This window comes from Paenibacillus sp. FSL H8-0283, from assembly GCF_045040675.1.
Classification (GTDB): Bacteria; Bacillota; Bacilli; order Paenibacillales; family Paenibacillaceae; genus Paenibacillus; species Paenibacillus amylolyticus.
In genome coordinates this window covers 4,468,485-4,489,573 of the sequence record NZ_CP150295.1, presented here as the reverse complement: position 1 = coordinate 4,489,573, position 21,089 = coordinate 4,468,485, and the positions used below count along the sequence as shown (strand labels likewise).

At 47.2% G+C, this 21,089-nt stretch carries 24 protein-coding genes; 23 read left to right on the top strand and 1 reads right to left on the bottom strand.

From position 1 onward, the window contains the following. The first annotated feature begins 11 nt into the window (after positions 1 to 11). The 3 genes from MHI52_RS20055 (at position 12) to MHI52_RS20045 (ending at position 3,377) form a co-directional block, all read left to right on the top strand. Positions 12 to 1,085 (top strand): Xaa-Pro peptidase family protein, encoded by a 1,074-nt coding sequence (locus MHI52_RS20055; RefSeq protein WP_076327965.1) that lies wholly within the window; start codon positions 12 to 14, stop codon positions 1,083 to 1,085. A 290-nt stretch (positions 1,086 to 1,375) separates the two neighbouring features. Beyond that, entirely contained in the window at positions 1,376 to 1,933 is a 558-nt protein-coding gene (efp, locus tag MHI52_RS20050; protein ID WP_036614394.1) for an elongation factor P, read from the top strand. A gap of 190 nt (positions 1,934 to 2,123) precedes the next feature. Then, complete coding sequence (locus MHI52_RS20045) at positions 2,124 to 3,377, top strand: aspartate kinase (RefSeq protein WP_047843625.1); 1,254 nt, start codon at positions 2,124 to 2,126, stop codon at positions 3,375 to 3,377. Between the two features lie 86 nt (positions 3,378 to 3,463). On the opposite strand, the gene MHI52_RS20040 is transcribed toward MHI52_RS20045, so the two are convergent. Further along, on the bottom strand, positions 3,464 to 4,213 hold the full coding sequence (locus tag MHI52_RS20040; RefSeq protein ID WP_076251020.1) for a 2-phosphosulfolactate phosphatase: 750 nt from the start codon (positions 4,211 to 4,213) through the stop codon (positions 3,464 to 3,466). Between the two features lie 264 nt (positions 4,214 to 4,477). Between MHI52_RS20040 and spoIIIAA the strand changes: the two genes are divergently transcribed. The 20 genes from spoIIIAA to MHI52_RS19940 all read left to right on the top strand — a co-directional run bounded on the left by spoIIIAA (position 4,478) and on the right by MHI52_RS19940 (position 21,066). Beyond that, complete coding sequence (spoIIIAA, locus tag MHI52_RS20035; RefSeq protein ID WP_036674989.1) at positions 4,478 to 5,482, top strand: stage III sporulation protein AA; 1,005 nt, start codon at positions 4,478 to 4,480, stop codon at positions 5,480 to 5,482. Further along, positions 5,475 to 5,993 (top strand): stage III sporulation protein SpoIIIAB, encoded by a 519-nt coding sequence (gene spoIIIAB / locus MHI52_RS20030; RefSeq protein WP_036614389.1) that lies wholly within the window; start codon positions 5,475 to 5,477, stop codon positions 5,991 to 5,993. Before spoIIIAA ends, spoIIIAB begins: the two co-directional genes overlap by 8 nt. Positions 5,994 to 6,022: 29 nt before the next feature. Continuing rightward, a complete protein-coding gene (gene spoIIIAC / locus MHI52_RS20025) occupies positions 6,023 to 6,226 on the top strand; it encodes a stage III sporulation protein AC (protein ID WP_017687585.1) in 204 nt (67 codons plus the stop codon). A 32-nt stretch (positions 6,227 to 6,258) separates the two neighbouring features. Further along, positions 6,259 to 6,648, top strand: a complete 390-nt coding sequence (spoIIIAD, locus tag MHI52_RS20020) for a stage III sporulation protein AD (protein WP_017687586.1) — start codon at positions 6,259 to 6,261, stop codon at positions 6,646 to 6,648. A gap of 68 nt (positions 6,649 to 6,716) precedes the next feature. Beyond that, entirely contained in the window at positions 6,717 to 7,859 is a 1,143-nt protein-coding gene (gene spoIIIAE / locus MHI52_RS20015; protein WP_370511423.1) for a stage III sporulation protein AE, read from the top strand. Positions 7,860 to 7,890: 31 nt separating this feature from the next. Beyond that, the gene (gene spoIIIAF / locus MHI52_RS20010; RefSeq protein ID WP_405157520.1) at positions 7,891 to 8,721 is read left to right on the top strand and encodes a stage III sporulation protein AF; all 831 of its coding nucleotides are present in this window, start codon (positions 7,891 to 7,893) and stop codon (positions 8,719 to 8,721) included. Between the two features lie 15 nt (positions 8,722 to 8,736). Next, entirely contained in the window at positions 8,737 to 9,375 is a 639-nt protein-coding gene (gene spoIIIAG / locus MHI52_RS20005; protein WP_036614381.1) for a stage III sporulation protein AG, read from the top strand. Between the two features lie 66 nt (positions 9,376 to 9,441). Then, positions 9,442 to 10,272 (top strand): SpoIIIAH-like family protein, encoded by an 831-nt coding sequence (locus MHI52_RS20000; RefSeq protein ID WP_405157519.1) that lies wholly within the window; start codon positions 9,442 to 9,444, stop codon positions 10,270 to 10,272. Between the two features lie 139 nt (positions 10,273 to 10,411). Beyond that, a complete protein-coding gene (gene accB / locus MHI52_RS19995) occupies positions 10,412 to 10,876 on the top strand; it encodes an acetyl-CoA carboxylase biotin carboxyl carrier protein (protein ID WP_076251231.1) in 465 nt (154 codons plus the stop codon). Positions 10,877 to 10,931: 55 nt separating this feature from the next. Further along, complete coding sequence (gene accC, locus MHI52_RS19990) at positions 10,932 to 12,275, top strand: acetyl-CoA carboxylase biotin carboxylase subunit (protein WP_036614375.1); 1,344 nt, start codon at positions 10,932 to 10,934, stop codon at positions 12,273 to 12,275. Positions 12,276 to 12,492: 217 nt separating this feature from the next. Continuing rightward, a complete protein-coding gene (locus MHI52_RS19985) occupies positions 12,493 to 12,903 on the top strand; it encodes an Asp23/Gls24 family envelope stress response protein (RefSeq protein WP_017687593.1) in 411 nt (136 codons plus the stop codon). A gap of 146 nt (positions 12,904 to 13,049) precedes the next feature. Next, a complete protein-coding gene (gene amaP / locus MHI52_RS19980) occupies positions 13,050 to 13,589 on the top strand; it encodes an alkaline shock response membrane anchor protein AmaP (RefSeq protein ID WP_017687594.1) in 540 nt (179 codons plus the stop codon). 14 nt (positions 13,590 to 13,603) lie between these two features. Then, a complete protein-coding gene (locus MHI52_RS19975) occupies positions 13,604 to 13,837 on the top strand; it encodes a DUF2273 domain-containing protein (protein WP_017687595.1) in 234 nt (77 codons plus the stop codon). 222 nt (positions 13,838 to 14,059) lie between these two features. Then, on the top strand, positions 14,060 to 14,512 hold the full coding sequence (gene nusB, locus MHI52_RS19970) for a transcription antitermination factor NusB (RefSeq protein WP_017687596.1): 453 nt from the start codon (positions 14,060 to 14,062) through the stop codon (positions 14,510 to 14,512). Between the two features lie 117 nt (positions 14,513 to 14,629). Next, a complete protein-coding gene (gene folD / locus MHI52_RS19965; RefSeq protein WP_017687597.1) occupies positions 14,630 to 15,487 on the top strand; it encodes a bifunctional methylenetetrahydrofolate dehydrogenase/methenyltetrahydrofolate cyclohydrolase FolD in 858 nt (285 codons plus the stop codon). 10 nt (positions 15,488 to 15,497) lie between these two features. Further along, entirely contained in the window at positions 15,498 to 16,862 is a 1,365-nt protein-coding gene (gene xseA, locus MHI52_RS19960) for an exodeoxyribonuclease VII large subunit (RefSeq protein ID WP_074095694.1), read from the top strand. Beyond that, positions 16,852 to 17,109 (top strand): exodeoxyribonuclease VII small subunit, encoded by a 258-nt coding sequence (xseB, locus tag MHI52_RS19955; protein ID WP_017687599.1) that lies wholly within the window; start codon positions 16,852 to 16,854, stop codon positions 17,107 to 17,109. Before xseA ends, xseB begins: the two co-directional genes overlap by 11 nt. Next, positions 17,102 to 18,007: a polyprenyl synthetase family protein gene (locus MHI52_RS19950; protein ID WP_405159405.1), complete on the top strand. Its 906-nt coding sequence runs from the start codon at positions 17,102 to 17,104 to the stop codon at positions 18,005 to 18,007. The genes xseB and MHI52_RS19950 overlap by 8 nt, the downstream gene beginning before the upstream one ends. Positions 18,008 to 18,290: 283 nt before the next feature. Beyond that, positions 18,291 to 20,198: a 1-deoxy-D-xylulose-5-phosphate synthase gene (gene dxs / locus MHI52_RS19945; RefSeq protein ID WP_036614362.1), complete on the top strand. Its 1,908-nt coding sequence runs from the start codon at positions 18,291 to 18,293 to the stop codon at positions 20,196 to 20,198. Between the two features lie 22 nt (positions 20,199 to 20,220). Continuing rightward, the gene (locus MHI52_RS19940; RefSeq protein ID WP_405157518.1) at positions 20,221 to 21,066 is read left to right on the top strand and encodes a TlyA family RNA methyltransferase; all 846 of its coding nucleotides are present in this window, start codon (positions 20,221 to 20,223) and stop codon (positions 21,064 to 21,066) included. Positions 21,067 to 21,089: the final 23 nt, after the last annotated feature.

The window sequence follows — 21,089 nt, the reverse complement described above, 5'->3', positions numbered from 1 at the left end:
AAGGGTTACCGATGGAAAACAAACGAGTAAATAAGTTGCGTGAAGCCATGCGTGAGCATGAACTCACTGCAATGCTGATTACAAACCCGATTAACCGTCGTTATATGACGGGTTTTACAGGCTCGGCGGGATATGTGCTGATTACGGAACAGGATGCATATCTGCTGACTGATTTCCGTTATATGTCACAAGCGCCTCAACAAGCCAAAGGATTCACCGTTGTGGAGCATGGAGCCAAGCCGATGGATACAGTGCGTGAACTACTGGCATCCGCAAATATCAAAGAAGTGGGCTTCGAGCAGGATAGTGTCACATTTGGCACGCATTCCGCTTATGCTGAAGCACTTCAATCTATCGAACTGAAAGCTGTATCCGGGATCGTGGAACAACTTCGTATGTTCAAGGATGAAGATGAGATCGCGGTTATGCAGAGAGCAGCAGATCTGGCGGATGCCACGTTCAGCCACGTTTTGCAGTTTGCAAAACCAGGTATGACGGAGCGTGAAGTGGATCTGGAGATGGAGTTTTTCATGCGCAAGCATGGAGCAACGTCCTCTTCGTTTGACACCATTGTAGCATCGGGTGAACGTTCTGCTATGCCTCACGGTGTAGCGAGCAACAAGGTCATCGGACAAAATGAGTTAATTACATTTGACTTTGGTGCACTTTTGGACGGATACTGTTCAGATCTGACACGTACCATTGCAACAGGTACACCTGTACCTGAACTGCGCAAAATTTATGACATTGTACTGGAAGCTCAGTTACATACGCTGGAGAACCTGAAACCGGGCATGACCGGACGGGAAGCAGATGCATTGGCTCGTGATATCATTGCAGGTCACGGATATGGAGATCAATTCGGACACAGCACAGGCCACGGTCTGGGTATGGAAGTTCACGAAGCTCCTCGCTTGTCCAAGCTTAGCGACGATGTATTGAAACCGGGTATGGTTGTTACTGTTGAACCGGGTATATATATTGACGGGCTTGGCGGCGTGCGTATCGAGGATGACGTAGTGATTACCGAGACGGGTATTCATATTCTCACGAAGTCGGACAAGAAGTTCACCGTAATCGGCTAAATTACAGCCACAGGGATATAAGACGATTTTTAATGTGTTATTTAAATTGAAAATAAGAAATTTCACCATAACAGAGAGTGCAGAACCAATCTGAAGAAGCGAAGCGTTCGCCTTTATCACCGGATTTTCCCATTGATAATGGGATCAAAAAAATCTGGGGATAACAGCGATCGGAGGATGGTACTGCAATCGAAGTGAACGAGGTGGCCATTCTTGGGCTCATTTTACATATAACATTAACCCATCGTCTTATATCACCTACTTTTTAACCATATCAGGAGGGATTTTTTGTGATTTCAGTAAACGATTTTAAAACAGGCTTGACCGTGCAAGTAGATAACGATATCTATACCGTGCTTGATTTCCAACACGTTAAACCAGGTAAAGGCGCTGCCTTTGTACGTTCCAAATTGAAAAACCTGCGTAACGGTAACACCGTTGAAAAAACATTCCGTGCAGGCGAAACGATTGGTCGTGCCATCATCGAAAACCGTGGCGTATCCTACCTGTATGCAAGCGGTACAGAGCACACGTTCATGGATAACGAAACATATGATCAGTTCACATTGACTAGTGAACAACTGGAATGGGAATTGAACTTCCTGAAAGAAAACATGGTCGTTAAGATTGTTAGCTACCAAGGTGAAATTCTCGGAATTGACTTGCCAACAAGCGTTGAGTTGAAAGTCATCGAGACTGAGCCAAGTGTTAAAGGTAACACTGCACAAGGCGCTACCAAAAATGCAAAAGTGGAAACAGGCTTGAACGTACAGGTTCCTTTGTTCATTAACGAAGGTGACGTTCTCCTGATTGACACACGTGAAGGTAAATACTCTTCCCGTGCGTAACTTTCACGGCTTGTAAGCTAAAAAAGGTTATTAACAACCCTTTGCCATTCCTTTGGCAGAGGGTTTTTTCGAAAAAAGATTAGCCTATCAGGCGCTTTCGTAATATACTGGGTTAAAGTCATTTCTCGTAGAGAATAATGACGATGGACATTAATTATGCATACTGCACAAGGTAGGGAGTGGATTTGCGTTGTCATTGTACGTCATGAAATTTGGGGGCAGCTCGGTCGGAGATACAGAACGCATGAAGCGTGTGGCCGGACGTGTTGTAGAAAAAGCTGATGAAGGACATCGGTGTGTAGTTGTGGTTTCGGCCATGGGGGATACAACAGATGATTTGATTGATCAGGCAAAACAACTGAATAGTGATCTGCCTGCTCGTGAGATGGATATGCTCTTAACGACAGGAGAACAGATTTCGATCTCTTTGTTATCGATGGCTATTCAAGCGCTTGGACGTAAGGCAGTATCGTTTACGGGCTGGCAAGCGGGATTCCGCACAGAGCCGGTCCACGGAAAAGCACGTATTCATGATATTCAACCTGACCGTGTGAATGCAGCACTTGCCGAGGGCAACATTGTTATTGTTGCAGGCTTCCAGGGCATGACGGAAGACGGCGAGATCACAACGCTGGGTCGTGGTGGTTCGGATACAACAGCTGTAGCGCTGGCGGCAGCAATTAAGGCTGATGCGTGTGAGATCTATACGGATGTAGACGGAATATATTCTACGGACCCGCGGATCGTTAAGGTTGCGCGCAAGCTGAAGGAAATATCGTATGACGAAATGCTGGAGCTCGCTAATTTGGGAGCAGCGGTGTTGCATCCGCGTGCAGTAGAGTACGCGAAGCATTCCGGTGTACCTTTAATCGTAAGATCCAGCTTTAACCATAATGAAGGAACGGTTGTGAAGGAGGAAGCAGCAATGGAACAAGGCGTAGTGGTTAGTGGTATTGCCTATGACAAAAACGTGGCTCGCATCAGTATTCTGGGTGTGCCGGATGTACCAGGAGTTCTGGCCGAAGTATTTGGTGCGCTTGCATCCAATCAGCTGGATGTGGACATTATCGTTCAGAGCGGAGTGATGGATGGCAAAGCGGACTTCTCGTTCTCTGTGGCGCTGTCTGATCGTGAGAACGCATTACGTGTCATTGAAGGCCTTCACAGCCGCTTGCCTTACCGTGAAGTTACATCTGAGGAGAACCTCGTTAAAATCTCCATTGTTGGCGCAGGCATGGTCAGTCATCCTGGTGTAGCTGCGAAGATGTTCAAAGTCATTTCGGCTGAAGGCGTGAGTATCAAGATGGTGAGCACTTCCGAGATCAAAGTATCTTGTGTTATTGACGGAGATAAGCTGCATGACGTCATTAAGGCATTGCATACAGCATATGATCTCGACACTGCCGAGCAAGCCGTTATCGGTGGACCTCAAGATCGCAGATAAGTATCTTCAATGTATGTAAATTAGCAAAGGTGTACTGTTGCCAACGGGCAGCAGTACACCTTTTTTTGTTTTTCTCATGGCAATTCTCACATCAACTTGAACATCTTTCCCCCGCGTATGCCTCTATAAGGCTGCATGCGGTTCCCCTCCCCCATCTCGGGAACACAATCCAGCAGGTTTAATTGAGAACAATACGAAATATCATGAACTCTGCCTAACTTTTCAAGCCTCCGCCCGCTAACAGACCCCTGGACCAACTCCGGGATGCTCTCACTACGTTGGGATACCGCCTGATGAAGCACTATGCCGAGATCGTTAAGTTGGAGGGGAGAACAGGATTGACGGTGCAGCTCATCGATGATACATCCAGCACACAAGCCGTCCTCCAGAGCAAATTCATCCTGGTTCCCCGCACATAACAGCAATACATCTCGTTGAAGTTCACATAGAGCTGCTGCAACAGCCTGCACATTGAGAAATGAACCAGCGAATACATGTTTCCCCTTGGAAGCCTTGATCAAAGCTCGTGTTCCATCGGTTGTGGTTAGAATGATTGTTTTATCTGCAATGCCTGCAGTCATATATTCATAGGGGGAATTCCCCACTTCGAATCCGGTGATTTTTTTGTCAAAACGCTCCCCGCCTCGAATGCAATCTTTCACTTCCATTTGTTTGGCTTGTGGAACGGTCTCTACGGCAATCACAGCCGAAGCGTCATACGCCAGAGCCGTAACAATTGTACTGGTCGTACACAATACATCAATGACAACTGCACTTCGCCCTGCAATATCAATGGTACGTACTTCATTCACATTGCCAACGACATCAACTCGCACTCCCCACAACTCCTTTCTGGTATCTGGGGATCGGTAGTTCTGTTTTGAACCGGAATGGAACTTACCTATCTGCAATTACTATATGCATGCACATCTAGACGGGTGCCTAGAACAGAAGGTGCATCTATGGTTTCAACTCTCAACCGTATTCTGAAGAATTGATAGATTTCAGCGTCATAAATTAAATGTACAGGCATAAACTTGAGATATGAACAAGCGCCAGAAGTGTGAACCAAATGATCTCAAGGTTGGAGGAGCCTACTCATGAAGGTGAACTGGAGGGAACTTTTTCCGGAACCGATCCGAACCATTCTTGGAAGAATGCCACCCGCTCTATTGGAACAAGTGGAGGAAGTACGTATTCGTGAAGGCAGACCCCTGGAGATTAATGCAGGCAACACATACCACTTCCTGACACCTCAAGGTTGTCCGACCGGGAATCCTGAAGAAGCGTATGTTCCTCAGAAAGAAGTGACGCACAGGTTGCTGGACCTGATCAGTAACCATTCACTTTATACATTGGAAGAGGAACTGCGTAAAGGGTTCATCACCATACCTGGGGGACATCGAATCGGGCTTGCTGGACGAACGGTACTAAGCGGTGGGCGTGTCGAATACTTGCGTGACATCAACGGGTTTAACGTTCGCGTAGCCCGTGAGGTACATGGAGTGGCTGATCGTATCCTTCCTTATCTTCTCGATATGAAGAGCGGACAGGTCCTGCACACGTTGATCCTATCACCACCACAACAAGGGAAAACGACGTTGCTACGAGATCTGGCGAGACAAATTAGTAGTGGTACAAAGCTTACAGGGGGAACTGAACTGGTTCAGGGAATACGTCCACGTCTGAAAGTGGGCATTGTGGATGAAAGGTCCGAAATCGCTGGTAGCTACAAAGGAGTACCTGGCTTCGACGTAGGTCCCCGAACAGATGTGATGGACGGTTGTCCGAAGGCTGAGGGCATGATGATGATGCTTCGCTCCATGTCGCCCGATGTCCTGATTGTGGACGAGATCGGTCGTCCGGAGGATGCCGAGGCTGTGATGGAAGCCCTGCATGCAGGAGTCTCAGTGATTGCGACTGCGCATGGCCGTGACCTATCGGAGCTGTCGGCCAGACCCGCCCTCAGAACCTTAATTACGGAGCAGATGTTTCAACGTTATGTCCAGCTGCAACGGACGAGCCGGGGCATGACCTTTCGGCTGGCTGATGGCAAAATGCGTGGGTTGCAGCAGACCGGGGCAGGAGGTGAAGCCTTTGGTTAACATGTTTGGTGCGGTAATTATTCTGTTAGCCAGCACCCTCGCCGGATTTTACAAGGCCAGACAGTATGCATTAAGACCGAGACAGTTGCGAGAACTCATTGCAGCCCTCCAGCGACTAATGACGGAGATTAACTATGGGCTCACTCCACTTCCCGATGCCATGGGCAAGATGGGAGCACAGACCAAAGAACCTGTAAAGACGTTGTTTCTTCATGCAGCTACACAGATGGAACCTCCTCATGGACTCACTGCCCGGGAAAGTCTGCAGTCAGGCGTGGATCTGGCGTGGGGAAGATCGGCCATGAAGGCTGACGAGAAGGAAGTGATGCTGCAATTAAGCTTCAGCCTTGGCACAAGTGACCGTCAGGATCAGACCAAACATATATCGTTAGCCATTCAACAACTAATGCATGAGGAATCCCGCGCCCAGGCCGATCAAATGAAATATGAACGAATGAGCCGAAGCCTCGGGATGCTTGTCGGAGCGTTAATCGTCATTCTGATCTTCTGAAATAGCCGGGATAGTGAGGTGCCAAGGTCATGAATCTAGAAGTGAACGCAATCTTTCAAATTGCGGGTATCGGAATCATCATCGCCATGATTCACACGGTACTGAAACAAATGGGAAAGGAAGATATGGCTCACTGGGTGACCGTAATCGGATTTGTCGTTGTATTGTTCATGGTGGTCCGTATGCTGGACAGCCTGCTACAAGAGATCAAATCGATATTTCTTTTTCAATGAAAAACGGTCATGAAGCCGGATGGTGGTGACCTGTGGAAATTATCCAAGTTGTAGGTTTGGCGCTCATCGCAACAGTGCTCATTCTGGTCATTAAGGAACAGAAACCGATGTTTGCCTTTCTGATTGCTGCCGCGACCGGCATTGTCATCTTCATGTTGTTGATTGGCAAAATCGGAGCAGTCATCGAAGTGTTGAAGCGGCTTGCCGAGAATTCAGGCATGGAAAGTATTTATCTGAAAACGGTGCTGAAAATTATTGGCATAGCGTACATCGCTGAATTTGGCGCACAGATTGTCAGGGATGCAGGTCAAGAAAGCATTGCGTCCAAGATCGAATTGGCTGGTAAGGTACTGATCCTTGTACTTGCTATACCGATCATCAGCATTATTATCGAAACCGTCATGAAGCTGATGCCGGTGTAGAAAGGGCGTGCGGACTTCATATGAAATCAATGCATCGTAAGCCGCAGTGGCGCCTTACGGTTGTGCTGATGCTCTGTTTTCTGTTTGGTATCCTGGGACAGGTTACTGCAACCTCGCCTTCCGGTGAGTGGATGGAGCAGCAGGCCGATCACCTTCCCAAGGATCAGGTGGAGAAATACTGGGATCAACTGATGCAACAATACGGTGGTTTCTTCCCGGATGGGAAGACCCCTTCCTTCATGGATATGTTAATCCCCGGCAATGAAGGGTTCAGCCTGAAATCGGTGTTTGTAGCGATAGGAACCTTCATGCTGCATGAAATTTTATATAATGGCAAACTTCTGGTCACGATTGTGATGTTAAGTGTACTCAGCATGATTCTGGAGACACTTCAGACTGCATTTGAGAAAAATAATATTAGCAAAATCGCCTATTCCATCTGTTATATGGTCATCATCATTATTGCGATTAACAGCTTCAGTGTGGCGATTGGATACGCCAAGGATGCCATAACCGGCATGATCAACTTCATGATGGCCATGGTTCCCTTGTTATTCACACTGCTTGCGTCCATGGGTAATGTCATCACCGTCTCGGTGACACATCCACTCATCATTTTCATGATTCATCTGGTGAGTACGTTGATTCACTTGCTGGTATTCCCGTTACTCTTCTTCTCAGCTGTTCTGCATCTCGTCAGTTCATTGTCTGACAAGTACAAGCTGACACAGCTGGCAGACCTCCTGCGCAATATTAGTGTGGCACTGCTGGGTATCCTGCTGACGATGTTTTTGGGTGTAATCTCGGTTCAGGGAGCATCGGGCTCCGTAGCGGATGGAGTTAGCCTGAAGGCCGCCAAATACATCGCAGGCAACTTTGTCCCTGTCGTGGGCAGAACATTTGCGGATGCGACGGATACTGTAATTACAGCTTCTTTACTTGTCAAAAATGCAATTGGACTCACCGGAGTGATCATCATTTTGTTTCTATGTGCCTTTCCGGCACTCAAGATTCTGGCTCTTGCCTTGATATACAACGTAACTGGTGCCATTATGCAACCGCTAGGAGACACCCCGATTGTAGGATGCCTCCAGGCCATCGGCAAGAGCATGATCTACGTATTTGCGGCGCTGGCAGCCGTCGGGCTGATGTTTTTCCTGGCCATTACCATCTTGCTGACCGCGGGCAATCTGACTGTCATGATGCGCTGAATGTATGTTGGCAAGAAAGGGGGTGGAAAGGATGGGGTGGCTGAGCAACTGGCTCCAGGAATTGATTATGATCGTTCTGCTGGCGACTTTTGTGGATATGTTGTTGCCCAATCGATCCATGGAACGTTATGTCAAGCTTGTGCTGAGCCTTCTCATCCTGCTGACCCTTTTATCACCCATAACCAAGCTGCTCAAAAGTGATCCGGTTGGCGAACTGAAACGGGCAATGTCTGCAATGGATGCTCCATCGAATGGGAATGCGACACTCGAACAGATATTAGCTCAGGGCAAACGGCTACAATCCAATGAACAGGAACAATCCTTACAATGGACAGCCAAAGAACTGGCTAATGTCATGAAAGGTCAGATTGAAGAAACAACAGGAGCCAAGGTGCGGTCCGTAGAGGTACAGCTGACCATGAGTAAATATGAAACGGAGATGGAAGCTGCCTCATCAGTCGAACTGCCTGTGATCCAGCGTGTGTTGGTCGAGATGGCCGGAGAGGGTGTAGAAGAAGAAGTGAAGGCAGGGCAGCAAGAAGTCGCTGCTAACAAACAACCCATATTTGGAACAGACACAGAAGTCGAGAAGGATAAATCACATCAAATACAGCAGCCCATCCAGATCGGTCAGATTGAAGTGCCTGATGTTCAGATTGATGTGAGTAGAGGGCAACGTGATGGAAATGAAGCGTCTTCGGAGCCTGTTATACGTGATCAAGCAGATGAGACGAAGCAGCAAGGTGAGACATCCACAAGGTCCGAACATGCGGTGCAGATTATTACATTGTTGACTGAAAAGTGGGATGTTGATGCAAACAACGTTCAAGTGACAGAACCAAAAAGTGCTGAAGTGCTCTGAGAAGGAGGGTGTCCGATGAAACAATGGTTCAAAAAGATGGAAACCTGGATGGGTGGCGGAGAGGGTGGGGCAAGGCGAAGTCAAACCTTCCGCTGGCTGATTATCCTGGGTTTGATCGGGGTGGGAATCATGCTGTTCAATTCCTTCGTCAATGTCAAAAAAATTGATTCCGAAAATATCGGTCGGGAACCACCGGACCCGGCAACATCCATGGCATCCATACAGAGTGATCCGTCGGAACAGAATCCTTTTCAGGCGATCGAAATTGCATTTGAAGACAAAATCAAAGGTGTGCTGGAAAACATTGTTGGTGTGGGAACGGTTGATGTGATGGTTACCGTGGATTCCACAGAAGAATTGGTCGTTCAGCGGAACGTGAAGGATTCTCAGCAACTTACCGAAGAAACCGATGCTAGCGGGGGCAAACGGCATATGACGCAATATACCCGTGATGGCGAGATTATTACTTACGAAATAGCAGGGGATCAGACACCTATAGTGACCAAAAAGCTCAAACCGCAGATCCGTGGGGTGCTTGTGGTTGCGAGGGGTGCAGAGAACAAGGTTGTGAAGGACCTGATAACCGATGCTGTGGAAAAAGGACTGAATGTGGCAGCCTACCGGATTTCGGTTGTACCGCGCAAACAAGACTAATCTGATGTGTTGAATCACAAGATTCAATTCTCATAAGATTGAAGCCAATTTGAGGAGGAAGTTCTAATGAATAACAAACGTCAAACGGTATGGCTCGTTTCCATGCTGAGTCTGATGGTCATTTTGTCCGCGTATTATCTGTTCACTGAGGATTCCGGTCCAGTCAACGCGCCGGTGGCTGACAGTCAGCAAGTGGATGGAATCAAGCAGGGGGAAGCAAAGGAGACGGCAGGCATTCTTGATCCTACAGAAGGTTTGGTTGTAAATGAAGTGGTGAATAGCGGCGAAGTTGAAAGTGATCCAAGTGCGGCTGGCGCTGTGGAGGAACCATCGGCTACGGAAGGTAAAGAAGCTGGAAATACAGAGAAAACACCTGCTGTCGAACCAGGCGAAAATAAGGGTGAGACAGGTAAAGAAACCAACAAAGAGACCGACAAAGGCGCAACAACTACACCGGAGACAGACGGTCAGGCAGGCGGCACTGCAACCAAGACAGATGAGGAAGTCCTCAAGGAAATGGAAGAGCAGAATACGACAGCATCTGCGAGCAGCCAGTTCCAGAACTACCAGTGGCAACGTGAGGAAAGCAACAATCGTAAGTATGAGGAACTGATGACCGTGGCAGGTGATCTGAGCAAAACGCCAGAGGAGAATGCCAAAGCAACCGAGCAACTCCGTACACTGGAAGAAAAAGAAGCTAAAATCACTGGCATTGAGGAGACGCTCTCTCAACAGTACGCTAATGCGATCGTTCAAGAAGATTCCGACAAGTATAAGGTTGTGGTCCTCAGTGACAAACTGGATGTAAAACAGGCGGTATCCATTGTAGATCTGGTCATGAAAGAATTGGCGGTTTCACAGAACAAAATCAGCGTGCAATACGTCACAGAACAGTAATCCAAATCATGGAAATGCAGTCCCGGGAGCTGGTTGCACTCTCGGGCTCTTTCCATTTTTAATGATTATGATATAATACATAAAGCCATATGACCGTCCTAGTGAGACTGGCATGATGCCGAAGGAGTGAATAATGGAAATGTTTAAATTGAGTGAAATCAAAGAACTGATTAAACTGGTAGATGAAAGTTCCGTTCAAGAGTTGGAAATTGAAAATGAAGGATCACGGTTATCAATCCGCAAACCGGGCAAAACGGAGTATGTTCAAGCAACTGCTGTGCAACCGCAAATGATTGCTGCTCCGCAAGTACAGCCGGCAGCAGTGGTAAGTGAAGCTGCACCGCAGGTCGATACTACAAGTCATTTACATAAAATTGTATCTCCGATGGTAGGTACTTTTTACAGAGCTTCCTCGCCGGAAGCGGGTCCTTTTGTGAGCGCTGGTGATAAAGTTGTTGAGAAAACAACGGTATGTATCATCGAAGCTATGAAGCTGATGAACGAGCTTGATGCGGACATCAAGGGAGAAATCGTTGAAGTGCTGGTTGAGAACGGACAGCTGGTCGAGTATGGGCAGCCCCTTTTCCTGGTGAAACCGGAATAACCGTTATAGCTGGTTAACAGCTAACCGCATGAGCTTCGAAGGAGGACAAAACGAAATGAAATTTCAAAAAATACTGATTGCGAACCGTGGAGAGATTGCGGTACGTATTATTCGTGCCTGCCGTGAAATCGGTATCTCAACGGTAGCCGTCTACTCGGAAGCGGACAAGGATTCTCTGCATGTTCGTCTTGCAGATGAGGCTTATTGTATCGGACCGACACTGTCTAAGGACAGTTACCTCAACTTCACAAACCTGATGAGTGTAGCTACGCTGACGGAATGTGATGCAATCCACCCTGGATACGGTTTTTTGGCGGAGAATGCTGATTTTGCGGAAATTTGTGAGTCTTGCAATATTACATTCATCGGGCCTTCACCCGAAGCCATTACCAAAATGGGAGACAAGGCTGTTGCCAAACAGACGATGAAAGATGCAGGAGTACCTGTTATTCCTGGATCAGACGGCCTTGTTGAAAATATGGATGAAGCCATCATGATTGCTAGAGATATCGGATATCCTATTATTATCAAAGCTACTGCTGGTGGCGGAGGTAAGGGAATTCGTATTGCCGAAGATGAAGAAACGCTGATTAAGCAGATTACCGCTGCTCAGCAGGAAGCACAAAAGGCATTTGGCAATGCAGGTGTATATCTGGAGAAATTCCTGACAGGTATGAAACACGTGGAAATTCAGATCATTGCTGATAAACACGGAAATGCAGCACATTTGGGAGAGCGTGATTGTTCGGTTCAGCGTCGTCGCCAGAAATTGGTAGAAGAAGCTCCGTGTCCGATTCTCTCCGAAGATGTGCGCACACTGATGGGTGAAGCTGCGGTACGGGCTGCCCTTGCTGTGGATTACTCGGGAGCGGGTACATTGGAGTTCCTGCTCAGTCCGAATGGCGAGTTCTATTTCATGGAGATGAATACGCGTATTCAGGTAGAGCACCCGGTGACTGAGATGGTTACTGGCGTGGATCTGATCCGTGAGATGATCTCGGTAGCTGAAGGCAACCCACTCTCATTCCGTCAGGAAGACGTGGTTATCAATGGCTGGTCCATTGAATGTCGTATCAATGCAGAAGATCCGGACCGTAACTTTATGCCATCACCAGGCAAAATCGGATTCTACCTTGCACCGGGAGGACCTGGCGTTCGTGTAGATAGTGCTGCTTATCCGGGTTATACCATTTCACCTTTCTATGACTCCATGATCGCAAAATTGATCGTGTGGGGAGCGAATCGTGAAGAGGCGATTGCCAAGATGAAACGTGCGCTTGGGGAATTTGCGATTGAAGGCATATCTACAACTATTCCTTTCCATCAGAAATTGCTGGAGCACCCAACGTTCATTCGCGGTGACTTTGATATCAAATTTCTTGAGGAAAACGAGATTTAAAAGGTATATTGGGCTTGTTTGTCATAATGTAGCCCAAATGATATAGTATGAATAATAAGAGCGCATGTCTCCTGCAAAGGATAAGCCCGCACCTCGCGGATGTTTGCAGGAGTTCCGGTAAAGCCGGACCGGAAGGGTTCTGAAGGTTGATTAACCTGAGTCCAGCGCCCTGACGGATGGCCGCAAACTTATCTCGCGAAAGGTGTGTTGAACAGTTATGAGTACACTACCGACTGAATTTGAACGAACGGATATCGGTGAAATCCAGATCGCACCTGAAGTTATTGAAGTGATTGCTGGATTGGCGACCCTTGAAGTGAAAGGTGTTGCAGGCATGAGTGGCGGATTCGCTGGCGGATTTGCTGAATTGCTTGGTCGCAAAAACCTTTCCAAAGGCGTTAAAGTTGAAGTGGGCCAACGTGAAGCTGCAGTTGATGTTTCCGTAATTATCGAGTACGGATACCGTCTGCCACAAGTAGCTACGGAGATTCAACAGAACGTGAAACGTTCCATCGAGAACATGACAGGATTGAATGTGAATGAAGTTAATGTGCACATTCATGACGTTCAGTTCAAGAGCACCGAGAAAGTGGAAGAGATCGACCTGAACAGTCAGCGCGTAAAATAAAAGAAGACAGATTCCCCCGGCATCATCTGCCGGGGGTTATCCCGTCTTGGACAGGTCTTCATTATAGCGAAAGCTAGATGAGGATCTGATTTTTTGCTAGTGAACAGGTTAAGCAATGTTAGTGAGCAAGGGAGGCTGTGCAGTTCGTGGCTAAAATACTGGATCGGCTTCTGTTGTTTATATACAGCATAAGCGTTGGAGCAATATCGGCAGCCGTCATTCTTCTGATTAGCGGTGTGCTGCCTTACGAATTGAATTACCAGCAGGAACAAAACGTTATTGTTGCGTCGGTTATTGCAGCAGCGATTTTGTTTATCCTGAGTTTGCGATTTTTCTACATCTCGGTTCGGCGTGAGCGTGCATCGTTGCCGTCTGTAGATCAACGTACTGAGTTTGGTGATGTACAGATTTCGATGGAGACGATTGAGAATCTCTGTTTGAAGGCAACTTCCCGTTTCCGGGGAGTACGTGATGTCAAGGCACGCATACGTGTGGTTGAGTCAGGACTGGAGATTATGATCCGTGCAGTAGTGGATGGTGAGACACCTATTCCTGCGCTGACTTCTGATCTGCAAAAGGCGATACATGATCATGTACAAGAGATTACGGGCATCCCAGTTTCTTTTGTCACGGTGTATATCGCTAATGTAACCCAGTCGCCTAACTACAAGAGTCGAGTGGAATGAGGTGAGTTTCACTGATGCTGTGGAAAGAGATTTGGGATAGTCACAGAGGCCGAATTACCGGAATTATCGGCGGCATCTTTTTTGGATTTCTTTATGTATGGATCGGTTTTTGGGATATGTTGTTCTTTGCACTCTTGGTGTTCATCGGTTATACGTTAGGCAGACGAAGCGATTCGAAGCTGGGTTCGTCCATTCCCTGGAGGGAGTGGGGGCAATGGCTGGGCGATCGCTGGCGTCCGTTTAAGTGACCTACCTGAACCCTGCAATATGTTTCTTCCGAAAATAGAGCTGTAGTTTAGGTTGCCCGTTTTTTGGAGGATACGTATTGCAGGTTTTTTTGTGAAAAGGGATAACAATAACAATACCGTGGAAGTCATCGATCAATCCAATACAGGATTTGATGAGATGGTTGCATGGATTATAAAATAAGCATGATGACGCTCCAGACGGAGCGCTGCAGGAGGCAGGACATGAAAAGACGTTTGGCAAGGGAAATTGCAGTACAAAGTCTGTATCAGATGGAAATGAATGAGGTAGGTGCAGCAGAAGCTGTAAACATGTTAATCAATGAAGCTGCTGAAGATAATGAAACCGAAGTAGTTATTCGCGATGCAGATGTAATGCGTACTTATGTTACTGAGATTGTACAAGGAGCCTGGAACAATAAGGAAGCCATTGACGGGCTGCTTGTGGATTATTTGAAAGGTTGGCAGATCAGCCGTCTATCACGTGTAGATCGCCAGATTCTACGACTGTCTACGTATGAAATGGTGTTTCGTGATGACATTCCGGCAAAGGTATCGGTCAATGAAGCGATTGAACTGTCCAAATATTTTGGTACAGAAGAATCCGGCAAGTTCGTCAATGGTGTACTTGGACGCATGATTCAGGAAGTTGACGCGATTAAAGCAAAATTATCTTAAGTTATGATTAATTATAGTGTGTGTTCAAAAAGACCGGTTTTCAGTATCCTTCGTAATCAAAAGCGGGCTTTTTGAACAACCTCTAAATTTATATTCACATAAGGGAGAGAGAGTACAATGACAGCATCTATTATTAACGGTAAAGAAGTATCCCAAGAGATCCGCGCAAGCATGACAACAGAAGTAAAACAGCTTAGCGAACAGGGGGTAGTACCTGGTCTGGCTGTTGTGCTCGTCGGGGAAGATCCGGCATCCCAAGTATATGTGCGTAATAAAGAAAAAGCATGTCACGACCTCGGTTTCTACTCCGAAGTGCATCGCTTGGATGCAGATACGTCCCAAGAAGATCTGCTTGCGCTGGTGGACAAGCTGAACAATCAACAATCCATTAACGGAATTTTGGTTCAACTTCCACTACCGAAACACATCGAAGAGAAAGCGGTTATTGATGCGATTGCCGTGGATAAAGACGTAGACGGATTCCATCCAGTCAATGTTGGTAATCTCGTAATTGGAGACGATAGTCTGCTTCCATGTACCCCAGCGGGTGTAATTGAACTGATCAAACGTACTGGACTGGAAATGTCCGGTAAACATGCAGTGGTTATCGGAAGAAGCAACATCGTTGGCAAACCGGTATCGCTGTTGCTCCAACGTGAGAATGCGACGGTAACCATGTGTCATTCCCGTACAGCCAACATGAAAGAAATTACACGTCAGGCGGACATTTTAGTTGTAGCCATCGGCCGTGCTAATTTTGTGGATGCTGATTTTGTGAAACCAGGTGCTGTTGTTATCGATGTCGGCATGAACCGTTTGGAGAATGGCAAACTGGCAGGAGACGTTGATTTCGAGAGTGTGAAAGAAGTTTCTGGTCCAATTACACCCGTTCCTGGCGGTGTTGGTCCGATGACAATCACAATGCTGATGCAAAATACATTGATCGCTGCCAAGCGCGCTCACGGATTGGCCTAGGGTTTTGTCTGTGGCAGATCAAAAGATCTACTCCATCAAAGACCTGAACCGATACATCCGGATGAAACTGGAATCGGATCAGGTCCTGTCGGACGTCTGGCTGCGCGGGGAGATTTCGAATTTCACACATCACTCCAGCGGCCATATGTATTTTACATTGAAGGACAAGGACAGCCGGATCAAGTCAATTATGTTTGCGTCCCATAACCAGCGATTACCCTTTGTACCGAAGGAGGGTGCAAGGGTTATTGCCCGTGGTAATGTCTCGGTGTATGAACGGGATGGGCAGTATCAATTCTATGCTACCCATATGCAGCCGGACGGAATTGGAAGTCTGTATCTGGCTTACGAACAGCTGAAGAAAAAGCTTGAGGATGAAGGGTTATTTTCACCTTCTCGAAAAAGACAGATCCCTCGTTATCCACAGACCATCGGGGTTGTAACTTCACCGACGGGAGCGGCGGTGCGAGACATTATGATCACACTCCAGCGCAGATACCCTTCTGCCAAAGTTGTTTTATATCCTGTTCTGGTTCAAGGGAAGGGTGCAGCACCTTCCATTGTCAAAGCGATTGGCAACCTGAACCGGATGGGAGAAGCCGATGTACTTATCGTTGGACGCGGAGGCGGTTCACTGGAGGAGTTGTGGGCCTTTAATGAGGAGATTGTGGCAAGAGCAATAGTTGCTTCGGATATTCCTGTCATTTCTGCGGTTGGGCACGAAACGGACTTCACTATTGCTGATTTTGCAGCCGATTTGCGTGCGGCTACACCTACAGCAGCTGCTGAATTAGCTGTACCTAATAGAGCTGAGTTGCTTGATCAGATCGGACAACGTCAGCGCCAGTTACAGCACAGCTTACGTCAGCGTGCTGTACATAATCGTGAACGGCTCGCAAGATTACAGCGTTCGCCAGTGCTGGTGCATCCAAGACGTACCTTGATGCAGCACACAGAACGACTGGATATGATGCACCAACGTCTTTTGAGAACAGTCGATACACGTATGAAATGGACAGGAGAGAAGCAGGAGCGTCTGCGGGCAGCACTGCAACGATTCAATCCTCGTGAGCAGGTCAATGTAGCACGCCGTGAGAATGCGGCAGCACGCAGACAACTGGAACTTGCGATCAGGTCTATAGCCAGATCGAAGCAGCAACAGTGGAAATCATCTGTGCGGCATCTGGACGCGCTTAGCCCGCTCAAAGTCATGTCACGGGGATACAGCCTTGTCTATGATGAGCAAGAACAGCGATTGATCAAGTCAACGAAAGATGTACAGCCTGGAGATTCAATTAAGATTAAATTAACAGACGGACAGCTGGACTGTCAGGTTTGGGGAATGAAGGAGGACGACAATACCCATGGCGAATGAACCGGAATTGAATTTTGAAGAGGCAATGGCGGCATTGGAAGACATTGTAGGTCAGCTGGAACATGGTGATGTTCCGTTGGAACAGGCCATCGATCTGTTTCAACGCGGGATGAAACTTTCGCAACTTTGCGGTCTTAAGCTGGAACAAGTGGAACGCAAGATCGAGATGATCGTAGAAGAAGATGGAGAGCTTCGCAAGAAGCCTTTTGGAACTGCTGACGATGAGAGCGGTGAAGTCCATGAGTAATCGTCCTTCGTTTCAAGCATATCTCGAAGAGGTCACAGCTGAGGTGACAGAAGCGTTGAAACACACGCTTCCCGATCACTGGGATGTACCCCAGTCGCTGACGGATGCGATGCAGTACTCACTTATGGCCGGAGGCAAACGCCTTCGTCCTCTTCTGGTCGTTGCTGCGGCGGAAGCCTTCGGTGCACAGCGTACAGCTGCAATGCCGGTAGCCTGCGCCGTGGAGATGGTTCATACGTATTCACTGATCCACGACGACCTGCCTGCTATGGATAATGATGATTACCGCAGGGGAAAATTAACGAATCATAAGGTATATGGTGAGGCAACAGCCATATTGGCAGGCGATGCGCTGTTAACCCATGCTTTTTATAGCATTGTTCAAGCTGGACGCCGTAGCGGTGTAGCGGCAGATGCGTTGCTGTCCATCGTAGAGGACATGTCCGAACTTGCTGGAGCAAGAGGTATGGTCGGCGGCCAAGTTGCGGATATGGAAGGCGAGCAAGGCATGACCGATCTTTCACAGCTCCAATATATTCATTTGCACAAAACAGGTGACCTGATTGTTTTCTCACTCATTGCTGGAGCACGAATTGGTGGAGCAACGGAGGGACAATTGGAAGCCTTACGTGTGTTTGGCCGTGATCTGGGGCTGGCATTCCAGATTCAGGATGATATTCTCGACCTGACGGGTGACGAGCAGAAGATGGGCAAGAAAACACAGAGCGATGTGAATCAACAGAAGGTAACATATCCTTATTTTATTGGCATGAAGGCTTCTGTAGATGAAGTGAAATCCCTTACCCAATCTGCAAAAGACGCACTTGAAAGAGCCGAGTTACCTGATGCATCCAGATTGTTGGAAATTGCAGATTACCTGATGAGTCGTGACCATTAGATTCTGACGGAGCGGTCTGTTTCAAAATCTATGTAACCGTGTAATGAATGTAATGTTCTTTTTCCGAGTGGATGGAAAAAGTCTGTCCCGAGTGGATGCGTGAATACATATGGAGAAGAATTTTAAATAACTTGCTGGCGAGAATGCTCGTTATCGGGAGTATAGTGCAGTAAATTATGATTCTTGTTCTTTTATGTTATAATGATTTAATGTCATTTGATTCATAATGTATATATCGATTTACAACAATAACTAAACAATCTAGGAAAGCGGGGAGATTCTCGTGCTGCTTCCACAAATTAAACAACCCAGTGATCTAAAGTCGATGTCTCAGGATGATCTTGCCCTTTTGTCGGCAGAGATCCGGCAGTTTCTGATTGAGAAACTGTCTGTTACAGGTGGGCATCTCGCACCCAACTTAGGCGTGGTTGAGCTCACGGTAGCCCTGCATTACTGTTATAACAGTCCAGCAGACAAAATGATTTTTGATGTAGGGCATCAGGCTTATGTGCATAAAGTCCTGACAGGGCGTATGGATCGCTTTGATACATTGCGTCAACATAACGGTCTGTGCGGGTTTGTCAAACGCAACGAAAGTGAACATGACGTATGGGAAGCTGGACACAGCAGTACTTCATTGTCTGCTGCGATGGGGATGGCCCTTGCACGTGATCTGAAGGGTGAGGACAACCAAGTTATCGCGATGATTGGTGATGGAGCGCTTACAGGTGGTATGGCTTTTGAAGCCCTCAATCATATCGGTCATGAGCAGAGAAAACTGATGGTTATTCTGAATGATAATGAAATGTCCATTGCTCCAAACGTTGGGGCCATGCATAAATATTTGAGCAAGATTCGTTCGGATCGTCATTATCTGAAAGCAAAAGATGATGTCGAGGGCATGCTTAAAAAAATTCCTGCTATTGGGGACCGTTTGGCCAAATCGGCAAGCTGGATCAAAGATAGTGTCAAATATATGATGGTACCAGGTGTTCTTTTCGAAGAACTGGGCTTCACGTATTTGGGACCGATTGATGGGCATGATATTCCCAAATTGATCGAAACCTTCAAACAGGCAGATAACGTTGATGGCCCTGTGCTCGTTCACGTGCTCACGACCAAAGGCAAAGGTTATCAGCCAGCAGAAGCCGATTCGCACAAGTGGCACGGGATTTCTCCGTACAAAATTGAATCCGGTCAAGTGCTGAAGGCAGTCGGAAAACCGATGTACACGGAAGTGTTTGGTCAAACGTTAATTGATCTTGCGAAGCAGGATAAGCGGGTCGTAGCTGTAACGCCAGCAATGCCTACAGGATCAGGTCTTATTCCGTTCAGTAAGGAATTTCCCGATCGCATGATTGACGTAGGTATTGCAGAACAGCACGCGGCGACCATGTGTGCTGCACTGGCTATGGAAGGTTTGAAGCCGGTCTTTGCCGTGTATTCTACGTTTATGCAACGTGCTTATGATCAGATTGTACATGATATTTGCCGTCATAACGCCAACGTGATGTTTGCCATTGACCGTGCCGGGTTTGTTGGTCCGGATGGGGAAACACATCAAGGGGTATACGATGTGGCATTTATGCGCCATATTCCAAATATCGTTCTGATGATGCCAAAAGACGAAAATGAATTGCGTCATATGATGAAAACGGCGCTTGATTATAATGAAGGTCCGATTGCTTACCGTTATCCACGAAACAATGTGGTCGGTGTACCTTTGGATGATGTACTTGTTCCGATTCCAATCGGATCATGGGAGCAACTGCGTCCATCCGAGGGATATGCTGTCATCGCTTCAGGTTCGATGGTGCAGCTTGCAGAAGAAGCAGCAGAGATGGTGAAGCGGGAAGGTATCACAGCAGGCGTAATCAACGCTCGCTTCCTGAAACCTCTTGACGAGCAAATGTTGCGTGATTTAGCTGTTCGAGGCACCAAATTGATTGTACTTGAAGAAACATCCCAGGCAGGCAGCATGGGTAGTGCAGTTCTGGAGTTTTATGCAGAACAGGGACTACATGATGTTCATGTACAATTGATGGGGATTCCGGATCGCTTCATCGAGCATGGCAGTATTAAGGAACAACGTGAGGAAGTGGGTCTTACCGTTGAAAATGTATGTGCTGAACTGCGCAAGATGGCTGTTCAATCATCTTACGGCATACCAAAAACACGTTTTCCTTCGTAAATTTACATGATAGGAGACAGACATGTCACTCCCGAAAGAACGAATTGATGTTCTGCTGGTTGAGCAGGGCTATTATGAAAGTCGTGAGAAGGCAAAAGCTGCAATCATGGCTGGACTGGTATATGCCAATAATGAGCCGATCGAAAAGGCAGGCATGAAAATTCCAAGGGAAGCCGAGCTGAAAGTTAAAGGCTCGGTACATCCCTATGTCGGCAGAGGCGGATTGAAGCTCGAAAAAGCGATCCGTCATTTCGGCCTTGATATGAATGGACTTGTCATGCTCGACATTGGTTCATCCACCGGTGGATTTACGGATTGTGCACTTCAGCATGGCGCATCTCACGTCTACGCTATTGATGTGGGCTATAATCAGCTCGATTGGTCTTTGCGTAATGATGAGCGGGTTACTGTTATGGAACGAACTAATTTCCGCTATGTGACTCCTGAAGATCTGACGGGACCCGTGCCGAACTTTGCGAGTATTGATGTGTCGTTCATTTCACTGCGAATCATATTGCCGCCACTTCTGGCTCTTTTGAAACAACCTGCAGATATCGTTGCATTGATTAAACCTCAATTTGAGGCAGGGCGTGAAAAAGTAGGCAAGTCCGGTGTGGTACGTGATACGAAGGTACACAAGGATGTATTGCAGACAATGCTTCATTTTTCCAGTCAACTTGGTTTACATCTGCAGAGTTTAACTTTTTCACCGATAACGGGTGGAGAAGGTAATATAGAATTTCTCGCACATTGGCGTCTGGAAGCACCAGAGGCAACACAACCAGAGATCGATCCAGCTTCACTTGACACACTTGCGGAGCAAGTTGCAAAGGAAGCAACTCATACATTTACGGGAAACTCATCATAAGATGGGTTTCTTTTCGCTGGAAA

Coding starts and splice junctions, on each gene's coding strand:
- spoIIIAF (WP_405157520.1), top strand. CDS start 7,891: ATGGGGTGGCTGAGCAACTGGCTCCAGGAATTGATTATGATCGTTCTG.
- MHI52_RS20000 (WP_405157519.1), top strand. CDS start 9,442: ATGAATAACAAACGTCAAACGGTATGGCTCGTTTCCATGCTGAGTCTG.
- accC (WP_036614375.1), top strand. CDS start 10,932: ATGAAATTTCAAAAAATACTGATTGCGAACCGTGGAGAGATTGCGGTA.
- spoIIIAA (WP_036674989.1), top strand. CDS start 4,478: ATGAAGGTGAACTGGAGGGAACTTTTTCCGGAACCGATCCGAACCATT.
- MHI52_RS19950 (WP_405159405.1), top strand. CDS start 17,102: ATGAGTAATCGTCCTTCGTTTCAAGCATATCTCGAAGAGGTCACAGCT.
- spoIIIAG (WP_036614381.1), top strand. CDS start 8,737: ATGAAACAATGGTTCAAAAAGATGGAAACCTGGATGGGTGGCGGAGAG.
- MHI52_RS19985 (WP_017687593.1), top strand. CDS start 12,493: ATGAGTACACTACCGACTGAATTTGAACGAACGGATATCGGTGAAATC.
- spoIIIAE (WP_370511423.1), top strand. CDS start 6,717: ATGCTCTGTTTTCTGTTTGGTATCCTGGGACAGGTTACTGCAACCTCG.
- MHI52_RS19940 (WP_405157518.1), top strand. CDS start 20,221: ATGTCACTCCCGAAAGAACGAATTGATGTTCTGCTGGTTGAGCAGGGC.
- MHI52_RS19975 (WP_017687595.1), top strand. CDS start 13,604: ATGCTGTGGAAAGAGATTTGGGATAGTCACAGAGGCCGAATTACCGGA.
- spoIIIAC (WP_017687585.1), top strand. CDS start 6,023: ATGAATCTAGAAGTGAACGCAATCTTTCAAATTGCGGGTATCGGAATC.
- folD (WP_017687597.1), top strand. CDS start 14,630: ATGACAGCATCTATTATTAACGGTAAAGAAGTATCCCAAGAGATCCGC.
- xseB (WP_017687599.1), top strand. CDS start 16,852: ATGGCGAATGAACCGGAATTGAATTTTGAAGAGGCAATGGCGGCATTG.
- accB (WP_076251231.1), top strand. CDS start 10,412: ATGTTTAAATTGAGTGAAATCAAAGAACTGATTAAACTGGTAGATGAA.
- nusB (WP_017687596.1), top strand. CDS start 14,060: ATGAAAAGACGTTTGGCAAGGGAAATTGCAGTACAAAGTCTGTATCAG.
- MHI52_RS20055 (WP_076327965.1), top strand. CDS start 12: ATGGAAAACAAACGAGTAAATAAGTTGCGTGAAGCCATGCGTGAGCAT.